15 protein-coding genes are annotated in these 13,403 nt (G+C 70.7%); 7 read left to right on the top strand and 8 right to left on the bottom strand.

Features of this window, described 5'->3' with window-relative positions:
• Positions 1 to 101 precede the first annotated feature (101 nt).
• Positions 102 to 734, bottom strand: a complete 633-nt coding sequence (locus ACIP79_RS28670) for a winged helix-turn-helix transcriptional regulator (protein ID WP_401227687.1) — start codon at positions 732 to 734, stop codon at positions 102 to 104.
• Between the two features lie 85 nt (positions 735 to 819).
• On the opposite strand from ACIP79_RS28670, the gene ACIP79_RS28665 reads away from it, so the two are divergent.
• The 5 genes from ACIP79_RS28665 to ACIP79_RS28645 all read left to right on the top strand — a co-directional run bounded on the left by ACIP79_RS28665 (position 820) and on the right by ACIP79_RS28645 (position 5,240).
• Entirely contained in the window at positions 820 to 2,028 is a 1,209-nt protein-coding gene (locus tag ACIP79_RS28665; RefSeq protein WP_401227686.1) for a pyridoxal phosphate-dependent aminotransferase, read from the top strand.
• 138 nt (positions 2,029 to 2,166) lie between these two features.
• Positions 2,167 to 2,817 (top strand): histidine phosphatase family protein, encoded by a 651-nt coding sequence (locus ACIP79_RS28660; protein WP_401227685.1) that lies wholly within the window; start codon positions 2,167 to 2,169, stop codon positions 2,815 to 2,817.
• A gap of 22 nt (positions 2,818 to 2,839) precedes the next feature.
• On the top strand, positions 2,840 to 3,508 hold the full coding sequence (locus tag ACIP79_RS28655; RefSeq protein ID WP_401227684.1) for a hypothetical protein: 669 nt from the start codon (positions 2,840 to 2,842) through the stop codon (positions 3,506 to 3,508).
• Positions 3,509 to 3,587: 79 nt separating this feature from the next.
• The gene (locus ACIP79_RS28650; RefSeq protein ID WP_401227683.1) at positions 3,588 to 4,010 is read left to right on the top strand and encodes an acyl-CoA thioesterase; all 423 of its coding nucleotides are present in this window, start codon (positions 3,588 to 3,590) and stop codon (positions 4,008 to 4,010) included.
• Positions 4,011 to 4,424: 414 nt separating this feature from the next.
• Positions 4,425 to 5,240, top strand: coding sequence for a chitosanase (locus ACIP79_RS28645; protein ID WP_401227682.1), 816 nt, complete (start codon positions 4,425 to 4,427; stop codon positions 5,238 to 5,240).
• Positions 5,241 to 5,428: 188 nt separating this feature from the next.
• Here ACIP79_RS28645 and ACIP79_RS28640 read toward each other — a convergent pair whose 3' ends face one another.
• From ACIP79_RS28640 to ACIP79_RS28610, 7 genes are all read right to left on the bottom strand, one after another.
• Complete coding sequence (locus ACIP79_RS28640) at positions 5,429 to 6,772, bottom strand: nucleobase:cation symporter-2 family protein (RefSeq protein WP_401227719.1); 1,344 nt, start codon at positions 6,770 to 6,772, stop codon at positions 5,429 to 5,431.
• A gap of 482 nt (positions 6,773 to 7,254) precedes the next feature.
• On the bottom strand, positions 7,255 to 8,643 hold the full coding sequence (locus tag ACIP79_RS28635) for an 8-oxoguanine deaminase (RefSeq protein WP_401227681.1): 1,389 nt from the start codon (positions 8,641 to 8,643) through the stop codon (positions 7,255 to 7,257).
• A gap of 126 nt (positions 8,644 to 8,769) precedes the next feature.
• A complete protein-coding gene (gene pucL, locus ACIP79_RS28630; RefSeq protein WP_401227680.1) occupies positions 8,770 to 9,717 on the bottom strand; it encodes a factor-independent urate hydroxylase in 948 nt (315 codons plus the stop codon).
• A 5-nt stretch (positions 9,718 to 9,722) separates the two neighbouring features.
• On the bottom strand, positions 9,723 to 10,121 hold the full coding sequence (gene uraH, locus ACIP79_RS28625) for a hydroxyisourate hydrolase (protein ID WP_401227679.1): 399 nt from the start codon (positions 10,119 to 10,121) through the stop codon (positions 9,723 to 9,725).
• Positions 10,118 to 10,633, bottom strand: coding sequence for a 2-oxo-4-hydroxy-4-carboxy-5-ureidoimidazoline decarboxylase (gene uraD / locus ACIP79_RS28620; RefSeq protein WP_401227678.1), 516 nt, complete (start codon positions 10,631 to 10,633; stop codon positions 10,118 to 10,120). The genes uraH and uraD overlap by 4 nt, the downstream gene beginning before the upstream one ends.
• A gap of 174 nt (positions 10,634 to 10,807) precedes the next feature.
• Positions 10,808 to 11,176 (bottom strand): helix-turn-helix domain-containing protein, encoded by a 369-nt coding sequence (locus ACIP79_RS28615; RefSeq protein WP_387187309.1) that lies wholly within the window; start codon positions 11,174 to 11,176, stop codon positions 10,808 to 10,810.
• Positions 11,173 to 11,424, bottom strand: coding sequence for a hypothetical protein (locus tag ACIP79_RS28610; RefSeq protein ID WP_383687119.1), 252 nt, complete (start codon positions 11,422 to 11,424; stop codon positions 11,173 to 11,175). Before ACIP79_RS28610 ends, ACIP79_RS28615 begins: the two co-directional genes overlap by 4 nt.
• A 166-nt stretch (positions 11,425 to 11,590) precedes the next feature.
• Between ACIP79_RS28610 and ACIP79_RS28605 the strand changes: the two genes are divergently transcribed.
• Together ACIP79_RS28605 and ACIP79_RS28600 are read left to right on the top strand one after the other, a co-directional pair.
• A complete protein-coding gene (locus ACIP79_RS28605; protein ID WP_401227677.1) occupies positions 11,591 to 12,430 on the top strand; it encodes a TIM barrel protein in 840 nt (279 codons plus the stop codon).
• Positions 12,431 to 12,474: 44 nt separating this feature from the next.
• Positions 12,475 to 13,392: a 2-hydroxy-3-oxopropionate reductase gene (locus ACIP79_RS28600; RefSeq protein WP_401227676.1), complete on the top strand. Its 918-nt coding sequence runs from the start codon at positions 12,475 to 12,477 to the stop codon at positions 13,390 to 13,392.
• Positions 13,393 to 13,403: the final 11 nt, after the last annotated feature.

Raw genomic sequence — 13,403 nt, 5'->3', positions numbered from 1 at the left:
AGGACGAGCGCGAAGCGCGAAAGGGGGGTCTGGGGGCGCAGCCCCCAGGGACGGGACGGGAAGGGGCGGAGGGGGCGAACAACCCCCCGGCCCAACCCCCGTCACCCCTCCCGCAACCCCTTCGCCAACGCCCCCTCCCCCACCACCGAGACCCGCCCCTCCCGCACCGCGTCAAGCAGGGTCAACTCCCCCCGGCTCACGGCCTCACACGTCCACGCGTCGAGGGACAGCCGGACATCCGGCTCCTCCCGAGCGGGCCCGTCCCCGTACGCCGCCCCTCCCTCCGCCCCCAGCCACACATGGAACTCCCCCTCGTCGAGGCGGACTTCCACCAGCCCCACCCCCGCCGGCCCCAACCCCCGCAGCAACGGCAACGCGAACCAGTGCGCCCGCACGGCATCGGTGGGCCGCCGCTCGCCCAGCTCTGCGGCACCCCACTCCCCGAGCGCCTGCAGCACGGGAAGCAACTCCCGCCCGCGGGAGGTGAGTTCGTACACGAACGCCGCACCGGGCGGCGGAAGCCTCCGCCGCGTCGCCAGCCCGTCGCGCTCCATGTCCTTGAGCCGGGACGCGAGGACGTCCGTACTGACGCCGGGCAGGTCCGCGTGCAGGTCGGTGTAACGGCGCGGCCCGCCGAGGAGTTCGCGGACGATCAGCAGGGTCCAGCGGTCCCCGACGGCGTCGAGCGCCCGGGCGGCGGAGCAGTACTGGTCGTAGCTTCGGCGAGGTGACATGTGACGCAGTCTAGACATGTCATTGGACTTTCCAAGCGCGCACTTGGTAAAACCAAGCGATACAACGAACCGGAGGACACAGCGCATGGAGTTCCGGCAGTCGAGCAAACTCAGCGAGGTCTGTTACGAGATCCGGGGCCCGGTGATCGAGCAGGCCGACGCGCTGGAGGCGGCGGGCCACAGCGTGCTGCGCCTGAACACCGGCAACCCCGCGCTCTTCGGTTTCGAGGCACCGGAGGAGATCCTCCAGGACATGATCCGGATGCTCCCCCAGGCACACGGCTACACCGACTCGCGCGGCATCCTCTCCGCCCGCCGAGCGGTGGCCCAGCGCTACCAGGACCGCGGCCTCGATGTCGGCGTCGACGACGTCTTCCTCGGCAACGGCGTCTCCGAGCTGGTGTCGATGGCCGTACAGGCGCTGGTCGAGGACGGCGACGAAGTCCTCATCCCCGCGCCGGACTTCCCCCTGTGGACGGCGGTGACCACGCTCGCCGGCGGCAAGGCCGTGCACTACCTGTGCGACGAGCAGTCCGACTGGTACCCGGACCTCGCCGACATGGCCGCGAAGATCACCGACCGGACCCGCGCCGTCGTCATCATCAACCCCAACAACCCGACCGGCGCGGTGTATCCGAAGGAGATCATCGAGGGCATCCTGGACCTCGCGCGCCGCCACGGCCTGATGGTGTTCGCCGACGAGATCTACGACCAGATCCTGTACGACGACGCCGTGCACCACTCCGCCGCCGCACTCGCCCCCGACCTGGTCGTCCTCACCTTCTGCGGCCTGTCCAAGACCTACCGCGTCGCCGGATTCCGCTCCGGCTGGCTGGTCGTCACCGGGCCCAGGCAGCACGCGCGCAGCTATCTGGAGGGCCTGACGATGCTCGCCTCCATGCGGCTGTGCGCCAACGCGCCCGCCCAGTACGCCATTCAGGCCGCGCTCGGCGGCCGCCAGTCCATCCACGAACTGACCGCTCCCGGGGGCCGCCTGCACGAACAGCGCGACCGCGCCTGGGAGAAGCTCAACGAGATCCCCGGCGTCTCGTGCGTGAAACCCAAGGGCGCCCTGTACGCCTTCCCGCGCATCGACCCCGCGGTCCACAAGATCCACGACGACGAGAAGTTCGTCCTCGATCTCCTGCTCCGCGAGAAGATCCAGGTCGTCCAGGGCACCGGCTTCAACTGGCCCCGGCCCGACCACTTCCGCATCCTCACCCTCCCGTACGCCGACGACCTGGACGCGGCGATCAGCCGGATCGGACGGTTCCTGAGCGGGTACCGGCAGTAGCGCCGACCGGCTCAGCAGGGTGTGCGGCCGGCGCCCGCCGGTGACACCGTACGGAGGGACAGTCACGCGTGAAGAGCGCGAGGAGCGTGAAGAGCGCGAGTAGCGTGCGGAGCGCGAAGCGGCGGAAAGGGTTCGGCGATGGGTGACCTTCTCCTCGTACGGCATGGTGAGACCGAGTGGTCGCTGTCCGGACGGCACACGGGTTCGACCGACATCCCGCTGACCGAGAACGGGCGGGAGCAGGCCCGCAGGATCGCCCCGCTGATCGCCCGGCACCACATCGCGGCGGCGTTCGTCAGCCCCATGCAGCGGGCCCGGGAGACGGCACGGCTGGCCGGGATCGGCGGCGCGCGGGTCGACGCGGACCTGTCGGAGTGGGACTACGGCGGGTACGAGGGGATCACCACCGTCGAGATCCACCGGACCAGGCCGGACTGGTTCCTGTTCACTGACGGGGTCACGGCCGGTCCGCCCGAGCACCCCGGGGAGAGCCCCGACGAGGTCGGAGCCCGCGCGGAACGGATGCTGGCCAGGATCGACGCGGCGCTCGCCGAGTCGGAGGGCAGTGTGGTGGTCGTGTCGCACGGCCACTTCCTGCGGGTGCTGACCGCACGGCGGCTCGGGCTGCCCGCCGGGGACGGCGCCCTGTTCCAGCTCGCCACCGGGACCATGAGCCGGCTGAGCACGGAGCACCGGCGCCATGTGGTGGCCGGCTGGAATGTCAGACCCGACTCGTACTGTTCTCATGGGCCGCTCTCCCCGCCGGGACAGGGGCCGCAGGAGCAGTGACCGACGGCGGAGGGAGAGCGCCGTGACCCGACCACCGACCGCCGCGCAGCGGCGTGTCATCGACGCCGCCGACCCGGTGACGGGTCGGCTGAGGGGTACGGAGGCCCAGCTCGCCGCCCTGGTCGGCCGCGGGCTCGCCTTCCGGCACCCCAGACCTCCGCACGCCCACTTCCTGACGCCCGCCGGACATCGCGTACGGGAGACCCCGGAGTCCGAACCGGGCGCAGAGGCACCCGCGACCGCGACCCCGGCGGGTTCGGAAGGCTCCGGGGGCTCCGAGGGCTCCGGTGTGTTCGCCGCGCGGATCGGCGGCGAGGAGGGCGGCGGCACCGGTCCCGCCCGGCTGCGCGAGGTGCACAGTGCCTGGCAGGGGCTCCTTGAGATGCGCCGGATGACCAATCCGGACGGCGCCACGGACCGTCCGTGCGGGTGGGAGCGGACCCATCTGGTGCGGGCCGCGGCGCTCGCCCTGGAGGCGGCCGGTCACCGGCCCGCCGACGCGGCTGCCGCGAGCCCCGGCTATCGGGTGCGCGCCACCCCGCAGCCGGAGGCCGTCGCCGTGCACGAGCCGGACCCCGGCGCGCTGCGCGCCTGCGCGGCCACGCTGGAGAAGGCGGGCTGGCAGACCGGCGAGCACACGGAGCCGCGCACCGGGTCCCGGTATGTGCTGGCGTCGCCCCGGCGCGCGTGAGGAGGCCGGACGGCGTCCTGTAGAAGGGGTGTTGGACTCGATCGGACGATCAGAGCCGACCGTCATTCAGGGAGAAGTCGTGGCAGAGCAGTCCTCCGTCCCGGTGACCGTGCGCGGGTACGAGACCGATGTGCAGGCGCACCTCAATCAGAGCGTCTACCTCCAGTACGCCGAGCACGCCCGCTGGTCGCTGTTGCAGGCGTCCGGGATCAGCCAGCGGAAGCTGCTGGACGAGGGTGTGGGCCCGGTGGCGCTGGAGACGAACATCCGTTATCTGCGCGAACTGCGCGCGGGCGACGAGGTCGAGGTGACCTGCGGCTTCCTGTGGGGAGAGGGGAAGACCTTCCGCATCGAGCAGACCGTCCGCAAGACGGACGGCACGGTCGCCGCCGAACTCACCGGCGTCGGCGGGCTGCTGGACCTCAAGGAGCGCAAGCTCCTCGCGGACCCCCGGGAACGCTTCCGCGCGCTGGCCGACCACCCGCGGTGGTTCAACTTCTGACGGCCCCGCGGCCGACCCCTCCTCCCCCGCCCGGCGATCACTCCGGCGAGAACCGGGCGGCCCACGCGTCCACCGGCTCGGGCCGGCGCTCGGCGTCCTGGCCCGCGCGCGACTCGGCGATGGCCCCGCGGTGCCGCTCGGCCCGCCCGTGAGGGACAGCAGCGGCGGCCCTTCTGCGAGCGCGATGCCGATCGGCGTGGCAGGTCCGAGCAGGCGGCCACCCTGTTCCTCCGTCGCCGCACCCTGTTCCTCCGTCGCCGAGGACGGCACGACAACGGCCCGAGTCAGCACTCACGCCTGACCCGGTCGGCACCGGCCCCCATTACCTCCTGACGGGTATACGTCAATCGTAATCTCTGGTAGGAAACTTTCCTAACAGTACGCGGATGCGACCCACTCCCCAACGGAGGTACCGTGCACACCCCCCACATACGCACGTCACGACGCACCCTGCTCGCGGTGATCGGAGCTTCTCTGGTGGCTGGCCCCGTCCTCGCGACCCAGTCGGCGAGCGCCGCCGCGATCGGTCTGGACGACCCGGCGAAGAAGGAGATCGCCATGAAGCTGGTGTCCAGCGCGGAGAACTCCTCGCTGGACTGGAAGGCGCAGTACCGCTACATCGAGGACATCGGCGACGGGCGCGGCTACACGGCCGGAATCATCGGCTTCTGCTCCGGCACCGGCGACATGCTCGACCTCGTCGAGCTGTACGCGCAGCGCAACCCCGGCAACGTCCTGGCCAGGTACCTGCCCGCGCTGCGCCAGGTCGACGGCACCGACTCGCACCAGGGCCTGGACCCCGCCTTCCCGGGCGACTGGGCGAGGGCGGCCCAGGACCCGGCGTTCCAGCAGGCCCAGAACGACGAGCGGGACCGCGTCTACTTCAACCCGGCCGTCCGGCAGGGCAAGGCCGACGGCATCGGTGTCCTCGGCCAGTTCACGTACTACGACGCCATCGTGATGCACGGCGACGGCGGCGACAGCACCGGCTTCAGCAGCATCCGCAGGCGGGCACTGACCACGGCCAGGCCGCCGGCCCAGGGCGGCGACGAGGTGACGTATCTGAACGCGTTCCTCGACGCGCGCGTATGGGCCATGAAGCAGGAAGAGGCCCACGAGGACACCAGCCGGGTCGACACCGCGCAGCGGGTCTTCCTGCGCAACCGGAACCTGAACCTGAACACGCCGCTGGACTGGCAGGTGTACGGCGACAGTTTCCACATCGGCTGAGGCCGGCTCGCCTCCGCCGCACGGTCGCGCCGAGGCCGACTCGCCCTCGCCGCGCGGTCGTTGGGACGCGCGCCCGGACCTGAACCCGGGCGCGCGTCACAGTCGGCGGGGCGGACAAGGACAGGCGGGACAGGCGGACCCGGCCGGTCCGTGCGAGGGTCCGGCGTTCGCCGGACGGTCCGGCCGGGTCAGCGCGCCATCGCCCCGCTGCGCTGCCCGGCGATCTCCTCGCCCGCCTCCATGGGATGGGTCACGTCGTCCGCGTCCTGCCCCTTGCCGAGGTGGTTGAAGACGAGGTTGAGGAGCACGGCGGCCACGCATCCGGTCGAGATCCCCGAGTCCAGGACGATCTTCGCCGTCTCCGGGAAGGCGTGGTAGAACTCCGGCGCGGTGATCGGGATGATGCCGACGGCCAGCGACACCGCGACGATCAGGACGTTGTTGTCCTTCTCCAGGCCGGCCCGTACGAGGGTCTGGATGCCACTGGCCGCGACCGAGCCGAACAGGACGACGCCCGCGCCGCCGAGCACCGGACGCGGTACGACGGCGATCAGGGACGCGGCCATGGGGCACAGGCCCATCAGCACGAGGAAACCGCCGCCCGTGGCGACGACGTACCGGCTGCGGATCCTCGTCATCGCGACCAGGCCGATGTTCTGTGCGAAGGCGCTGCACATGAACCCGTTGAAGAGCGGGCTGATCGCCGAGCCGAGGGTGTCCGCGCGCAGGCCCGCCGCGATGGTCCGCTCGTCGGCGGGGCGCTCGACTATCTCACCCAACGCCAGCATGTCCGCGGTCGATTCGGTCATCGAGACCACCATCACCACGCACATCGAGACGATCGCGGCGATCTGGAACTGCGGTGCGCCGAAGTGGAACGGGGTCGGGAAGCCGACGACGGACGCGTCGGCGACCGGTCCGAAGTCCGTGACGCCGAACGGGATCGCGAGGAGCGTGCCGACGACCAGGCCGAGCAGTACGGCGATCTGCTTGACGAAGCCGCGGGTGAAGCGGCGCAGGACCAGCACGATGAGGAGGGTGCCGGCCGCGAGCCCCAGGTAGGTCCGCGAACCGTAGTCCTGCGCGGCAGGGTCGGGGCCCTGCGCCCAGCCGAAGGCGACCGGGAGGAGCGAGACGCCGATCAGGGTGATCACGGTGCCGGTGACGACGGGCGGGAAGAAGCGGACCGCCTTGCTGAAGAAGGGGGCGGCTATGAACCCGAGGATTCCCGCGACGATGACGGCGCCGAAGATGACCGGCAGCGCGTCGCTCTTGTCGTCGGTGGAGGCGACGACCGCGGTCATCGGGGCGACGCCCGCGAAGGTGACGCCGTTGACGAACGGCAGCCTGGCGCCGATCTTCCAGATGCCGAGGGTCTGGAGGAAGGTGGCTAGGCCTGCGGTGAACAGGCAGGCGCCGGTGAGGAAGGTCAGTTCGGTGGCGGAGAGACCGACGGCGGCGCCGACGATCAGCGGTGGCGCGACGACACCCGCGTACATGGCGGCGACGTGCTGAAGGCCGGTGGTGGCCATCTTCAGGGGCGGGAGCTTCTCGTCAACTGGGTGCTTGGATTGGCCAGTTGGTTGTGCATCGGTGCTGGGCTCGGGCTGCTGGGCGGCCACGGCGGCTCCTCCGGTCGGTTACACGTCGGCGTTGACGCGGGGTTCAGGGAGGTGATGCGCGGTCATGGGTCCCCCCGCGCGGGCGATGCCTGGTCGGGGGGAGGGACCGGGACGGAGGCCGTTCGGGGGAACGGGGACCGTTCCGGGGCGCGCACGTCCATGCGCGCCCCGGCGACGGCCGCCATGGACCCCGCTCGGGTCCACGGCTACCGGCCGGGGGCCGTCCCCCTCGGCCGGAGATCTTGGGTTGTCCGGGCCTGTACGGCGATGGGCGCCGGCCCGGCGTTCAGGCCTGTACGCCGGGCGCGTCACGGACCGTCGGGCCCGCGCGGCGACGCGCGTCAGGCGGGACCTGGTCCGGCCCGCGCGGCGACGCGGGCCGGGCCGGACCGTCAGGCCCGCGCGGCGATACGCGCGAGACGCTGTGCCTGTTCCCGGGTGGAGCGGGCGATGGCGTCCTCGTCGACGTGCAGGAGCCGGCTGTCCTCGACGACCGGACGGCCGTTGACGAGCGAGAGGGTGACCGGGGCCGCCGCGCCGAAGACCAGCGCGGTCACCGGGTCGGCGATCGAGGCGTGCGCCAGGGTGTCCAGCTTCCAGAGCACGAGGTCGGCGAGCTTGCCGGGTTCCAGGGAGCCGATCTCGGCCGCCCTGCCCAGGACTTGAGCACCGCCGTAGGTGCCGAGGCGCAGTGCCTGACGGGCGTTCAGGGCAGCCTCGCGGTGGGCGCCGAGGCGGTTGACGAGGAGCGCGTTGCGCAGTTCGGTGTGCAGTTCGCCTGACTCGTTGGACGCGGTGCCGTCGACGCCGAGGCCGACCGGGACGCCGGCCGCGAGCATGTCGGGGACGCGTGCGATCCCGGCCGCCAGACGGGCGTTGGAGGACGGGCAGTGGGCCACACCCGTCTTCGTACGGGCGAAGGCGGCGATGTCGGAGTCGTTCATGTGGACGCAGTGCGCCATCCACACGTCCTCGCCGAGCCAGCCGGTCGACTCGAAGTACTCGGTGGGGCCCATGCCGAACAGTTCCTTGCAGAACTGCTCCTCCTCCACGGTCTCCGAGCCGTGCGTGTGCAGCCGTACGCCCTTGCGGCGGGCCAACTCGGCGCCCTGCCGCATCAGTTCGGTGGAGACGGAGAAGGGCGAGCAGGGTGCGACGGCCACCTGCGTCATCGCGCCGAAGGAGGGGTCGTGGTGTTCGTCGACCGTCGCCTCGGTGGCGGCGAGCGCCCCTTCGAGGGTCTCGACGGCGAAGTCCGGCGGCAGTCCGCCGTCCTTCTCGCTGCGGTCCATGGAGCCGCGGGCCAGGGTGAAGCGGACGCCCGTCTCGCGCGCGGCCCGGATGATCGAGCCGGACAGGTCGCCGGAGCCCTTCGGGAAGACGTAGTGGTGGTCCATGGCGGTGGTGACTCCGCCGCGGGCCATCATGGCGAGGGAGCCCTGCGCCGCCGCGTACGTCATCGGCTCGTCGATGCGCGCCCAGGTCGGGTAGAGGGCGACCAGCCAGTTGAAGAGGTTGTGGTCGGTGGCGAGGCCCCGGGTGATCCACTGGTAGAAGTGGTGGTGGGTGTTGACCAGGCCCGGGGTCACCAGGTGGCCGGTGCCGTCGATGCGGCGTACGACGTTCTCCAGGTCCTGCGGGGCGCTGCCCGCGCCGAGCGACTCGATGAGGTTGCCCGCGACGACGACGTGGCCCGTCGCGTACTCGGTGTCGCCCGCGTCCACCGTCGCGATCGCACAGTTCTCGATGACGATCCGCTGGACTTCCGCCGATGCTGCCATGGTGCGTCCTTCTTCGTTCTCGGGGGTGGGCACGGCAGGACCCTGGAGGTTTGAGTGCCGCGGCGGGGAGGCCACGGGTGCCGAAGGAGGGGGTGCCCCCGGCCGGCCGGGGGCACCGGGCAGGGGTCAGAGATTGGTGAGGTCGACAGGGATCCGCGGTTCGAGGCCGTCACGCAGGACGGTCGCCTCGATGAGGCCGTACGGCCGGTCCGCCGCGAAGTAGACCTCGTTGTCGTTCTCGAGGCCGAACGGCTTCAGGTCGACCAGGAAGTGGTGCTTGTTCGGGAGCGAGAAGCGGACCTCGTCGATCTCGCCGCGGTGGTTGATGATCCGCGAGCCCATTTGGTACAGGGTCTGCTGGAGGGAGAGCGAGTACGTCTCCGCGAAGGCCTGGAGCATGTGCTTCCTGACCTGGTCGTAGGACTTCTCCCAGTTGGGCATCTGCTGGTCGTCGCTGGACCAGTTGAAGCGCCAGCGGGCGGAGACCTGGGTGGCGAGGATGCGGTCGTAGGCCTCGGGCAGCGTCGTGTACTTGTCCTTGACGTAGCCCCAGAACTCGGAGTTGGTCGAGTTCATCACGACGAGGTCCTTCAGGCCCGAGATGATCTCCCAGGACGAGCCGTCGTAGGTGATCTGGCTGACCCGGGTCTCCTGGCCCTTGCGTACGAAGGAGTGCTTGACCTCGTCGGCGCCGATGAACCTCGAGTTGGCGTCCGAGGTCTCGATGCGCTCCCAGGAGTACTCCTCGATCCGGATCCGCGCCTGCTTGATGGGCTCCTGGCTCGTCACGAAGTGCCGGGCGAGGTGGATGCCGAACTGCTCGGCGGACTCGATGCCGTGCTCCTTGGCGAAGGCGTACACCGTGTTCTTGGTGGTGTCCGTGGGCAGGACGTTCGCGTTGGAGCCCGAGTAGTGGACCTCCTCCATGTCGCCGCTCAGCGCGACCGACACGTTCAGGTCCTTGATGTGATGGGTGTCGCCGTCCCGCGTGATCTTGACGACGCGGTTCTCGGCCTTGCCGTACTGGTTCTGTCCCAGGATCACAGGGCGCCCAGGGCGGGGGTTGTCGGTCATGTCTGCTAGCTCCCTCGGTAAACGGAGTAGCCGAACGGGTTGAGCAGCAGCGGTACGTGGTAGTGCTCGCCCGGCCTGACGGCGAAGGTGATGGCCACCTCGGGGAAGAACGCTCCGGTCGCACCGCTGTCCCGATTCGCGGGGGCGTCCTGCTGCGCATCGGCTTGCTTCTTCTCGAAGTACGCCTCGACCTCGAAGTCGAGCCGTACGTGGGTCGTCCCCTCCGGCAGCGCCGGAAGGTCCTTGCACCGGCCGTCCGCGTCGGTCGCGGAGCCGCCGAGCGCCTGCCAGTCCGCGGCGGTTCCGGCGCGGGCCGCGAGTGAGACGGCGACACCCCCGGCGGGGCGTCCGACGCTGGTGTCCAGGACGTGCGTGGACACGGAGGCTGTGCGGTCGGTGCTCATGCGTCGTCTTCCTGTACGAGATTGCCGAGCCGGATGCGGTTGATCCTGCCCAGCTCGATGCGGACGATCTCGCGTTCCCGCTCCGGCGGGTTGCCGAGCCGTTCCCTGGCCGCGTCGCGCATCTGCTCGCCGGTCCTGCCGGTGGCGCAGATGAGGAAGACGTGTCCGAACCTCTCCTGGTACGCCAGGTTGAGTTCGAGCATCTCCTCCCTGAGCGCCTCGGAGGCGCCGGCCATACCGCGCTGCTCCCGGGAGGAGGTCGGGTCCCCGGGCTTGGGCCGGCCGATCGGCGGATGTCCGGCCATCGCCTGGGCGAGGTCCGCGTCGGTCAGCCCGGCCATGACGGCGTCGCTCGTGGCGAGCAGGTCGGCGAGACTGGCGAAGGGGCGGCGGGCGAGCAGTGCGCTCCCCCATGCCGTTGAGGCGCACGCCTCGTGGAGGGCGGCGGCTGCCGCGTGCTCCTCCATGGCGTTGAACCGGGCCAGGCCCGGTGTCGAGGAACTCGAAGTCACGGGAGCCTCCGTGGCCTTGTTGCTGGACGGGCTGCGGATAGCTAACGCCCTCGGAAACATCACGTCAACACTTTGTTGAAAACTTCGGGTAACAAAAACCGCCGCCCGGACGTTACGGGCGGCGGGGGCCGACGGGGGACCGGACTCGGCCGCTTCCAGGTGTGTCGTACCTGGTCAGACGCCCTTCTCACGGTTCAGGTAGTTGTAGACGGTGAAGCGGCTCACCCCGAGGGCGCTCGCCACCGTCTCCACGCCGTGCCGCACGGAGAAGGCGCCGCGCGCCTCCAGTATCCGTACGACCTCCTGCTTGGCCTTGCGGTCCAGGTCGGCCAGCGGCTTGCCCCGCTTGCGCTCCAGGGCGGCCAGGATGTGATCGAGCGAGTCGGCGAGCTGGGGCAGGCGGACGGCGACGACGTCCGCGCCCTCCCAGGACAGCACCACGTCGTCGAGGCCGGCCTGGTCCGGCGGCAGCATCTCGCCCCCCATGGCGTCGACGAGCGGCTTGACGGCCGAGACGAAGGGGTCGTCCCCGAACGCGGTCACCGCTTCCCCTCCTCGACGACGTTCACCTGCAACGAGACCCGGGTGGCACCCGCCTCCAGGGTCCTGCGCAGCAGCGCGTCGACCGCGCCGAGCACCGCGTCCGCGCCGCCCTCCGCGGTGTTGCCGAAGGGGCCGACGTCCACGGCGTCCAGCTCGGCGGACTCGACCACCTCACGGGCGACCAGCGCGTGCGGCGGCGCCTCGTCGAGGTCGAAGGGCTCGGTCGTGAACTCCACTCTCAATCGCACGCGCTCAACCTACTGCGCGCCGTCGATTTTCCGGCAGCCCCCTCTTGACAACCCCCGACACACGGCGGCAATCTTCCATTAAGCAGAAACGAACTTCCGCAATACGGAATCAGCCAGAACCGCCAGCACACCGCCCCGCTGATACGGAAGGGAGCGCCGACCCCCTATGGGATTCGCGGACCAGCGCTTCAACGTCAACCTGTCGATCCTCTTCACGGAGCTCCCGCTCCTGGAGCGCCCCGCGGCCGCCGCCGCAGCGGGCTTCATGGCGGTCGAGCTCTGGTGGCCCTGGGTCGACTCCCCCACCCCCGAGCAGTCCGAGCTCGACGCCCTCAAGCGGGCGATCGAGGACGCGGGCGTCCAGCTCACGGGGCTGAACTTCTACGCCGGCCGGCTGCCGGGCCCGGACCGCGGCGCGTTGTCGATCCCGGGTGAGGAGTCGGTGCGGTTCCACGCCAACATCGACGTGGCCGCGGACTTCGCCGAGTCGCTCGGCTGCCGTGCGCTCAACGCCCTGTACGGCAACCGCGTCGAGGGCGTGGACCCGGCCGAGCAGGACGAACTCGCCCTGGAGAACCTGGTACTGGCGGCCCGCGCGGCCGACCGCATCGGCGCGATCCTGCTGATCGAGGCCCTCAACAAGCCCGAGTCGCCGCTCTACCCGCTGGTCACCGCCCCGGCCGCCGTCGAGATCGTCGACAAGGTCAACGAAGCCACCGGCCTGGGCAACGCCAAGTTCCTCATGGACCTCTACCACCTGTCCATGAACGGCGAGGACCTGCCGTCGGTCATCGAGCGGTTCGCCGCCAGGACCGGCCATGTGCAGATCGCCGACAACCCGGGCCGCGGCGCGCCCGGCACCGGTTCGCTCCCGCTGGAGGACCTCCTCGACCAGCTGACGAAGGCCGGTTACGAGGGCTGGGTCGGCCTGGAGTACAAGCCGGGCGACCGGCCGAGCGCCGAGTCCTTCGAGTGGCTGCCCCGGGCGGCCCGAGCCGCCCGCTGAGCGGCAACTCACCGACGTATCGCAGCAGTCAGAGAGGCACCCTCATGAGCAGCAACCCCGCAGCTTCCCCCCACCCGGCCCGCCCGTCGGTCGCGTGGATCGGTCTCGGCATCATGGGCTCCCCCATGTCCGAGAACCTGATCAAGGCCGGATACGACGTCACCGGCTTCACCCTGGAGAAGGACAAGCTGGAGCGGCTGGCCGGCGCCGGCGGCACCGCGGCGGGCTCGATCGCCGAGGCCGTGCGGGACGCCGACGTGGTGATCACCATGGTGCCCGCGTCCCCGCACGTCGAGGCGATCGCGTACGGCCCCGACGGCATCCTGGAGAACGCGCGGCCCGGCACCCTCCTGATCGACATGTCCTCCATCACCCCGCAGACCTCCGTGGACCTCGCGAAGGCCGCCGCGGAGAAGGGCATCCGGGTGCTGGACGCCCCTGTGTCCGGCGGTGAGGCCGGCGCGGTCGAGGCCGTGCTGTCCATCATGGTGGGCGGCGACCGGGCCGACTTCGACGAGGCGGCGCCGGTCTTCGACGCCCTCGGCAAAACCATCGTGCTGTGCGGTCCGCACGGCTCGGGCCAGACCGTGAAGGCCGCCAACCAGCTGATCGTCGCCGTGAACATCCAGGCGTGCGCCGAGGCCGTGGTCTTCCTGGAGAAGTCGGGCGTGGACCTGACGGCCGCCCTGGACGTCCTCAACGGCGGACTCGCCGGCTCGACCGTGCTGACGCGGAAGAAGGACAACTTCCTCAACCGCGACTTCAAGCCGGGCTTCCGAATCGACCTGCACCACAAGGACATGGGCATCGTCACCGACGCCGCCCGCAACGTCGGCGCGGCCCTGCCGGTCGGCGCCGTGGTGGCCCAGCTGGTCGCCAGTCTGCGCGCGCAGGGTGACGGCGGCCTGGACCACTCGGCCCTGCTGCGGGCCGTGGAGCGCCTTTCCGGCGCCCAGGTCTGACCCCTTCGAGA

Source organism: Streptomyces sp. NPDC088747 (genome assembly GCF_044751025.1).
Classification (GTDB): Bacteria; Actinomycetota; Actinomycetes; order Streptomycetales; family Streptomycetaceae; genus Streptomyces.
The sequence above is the reverse complement of the archived record's forward strand: the minus strand, read 5'-3'. Positions and strand labels throughout refer to the sequence as shown.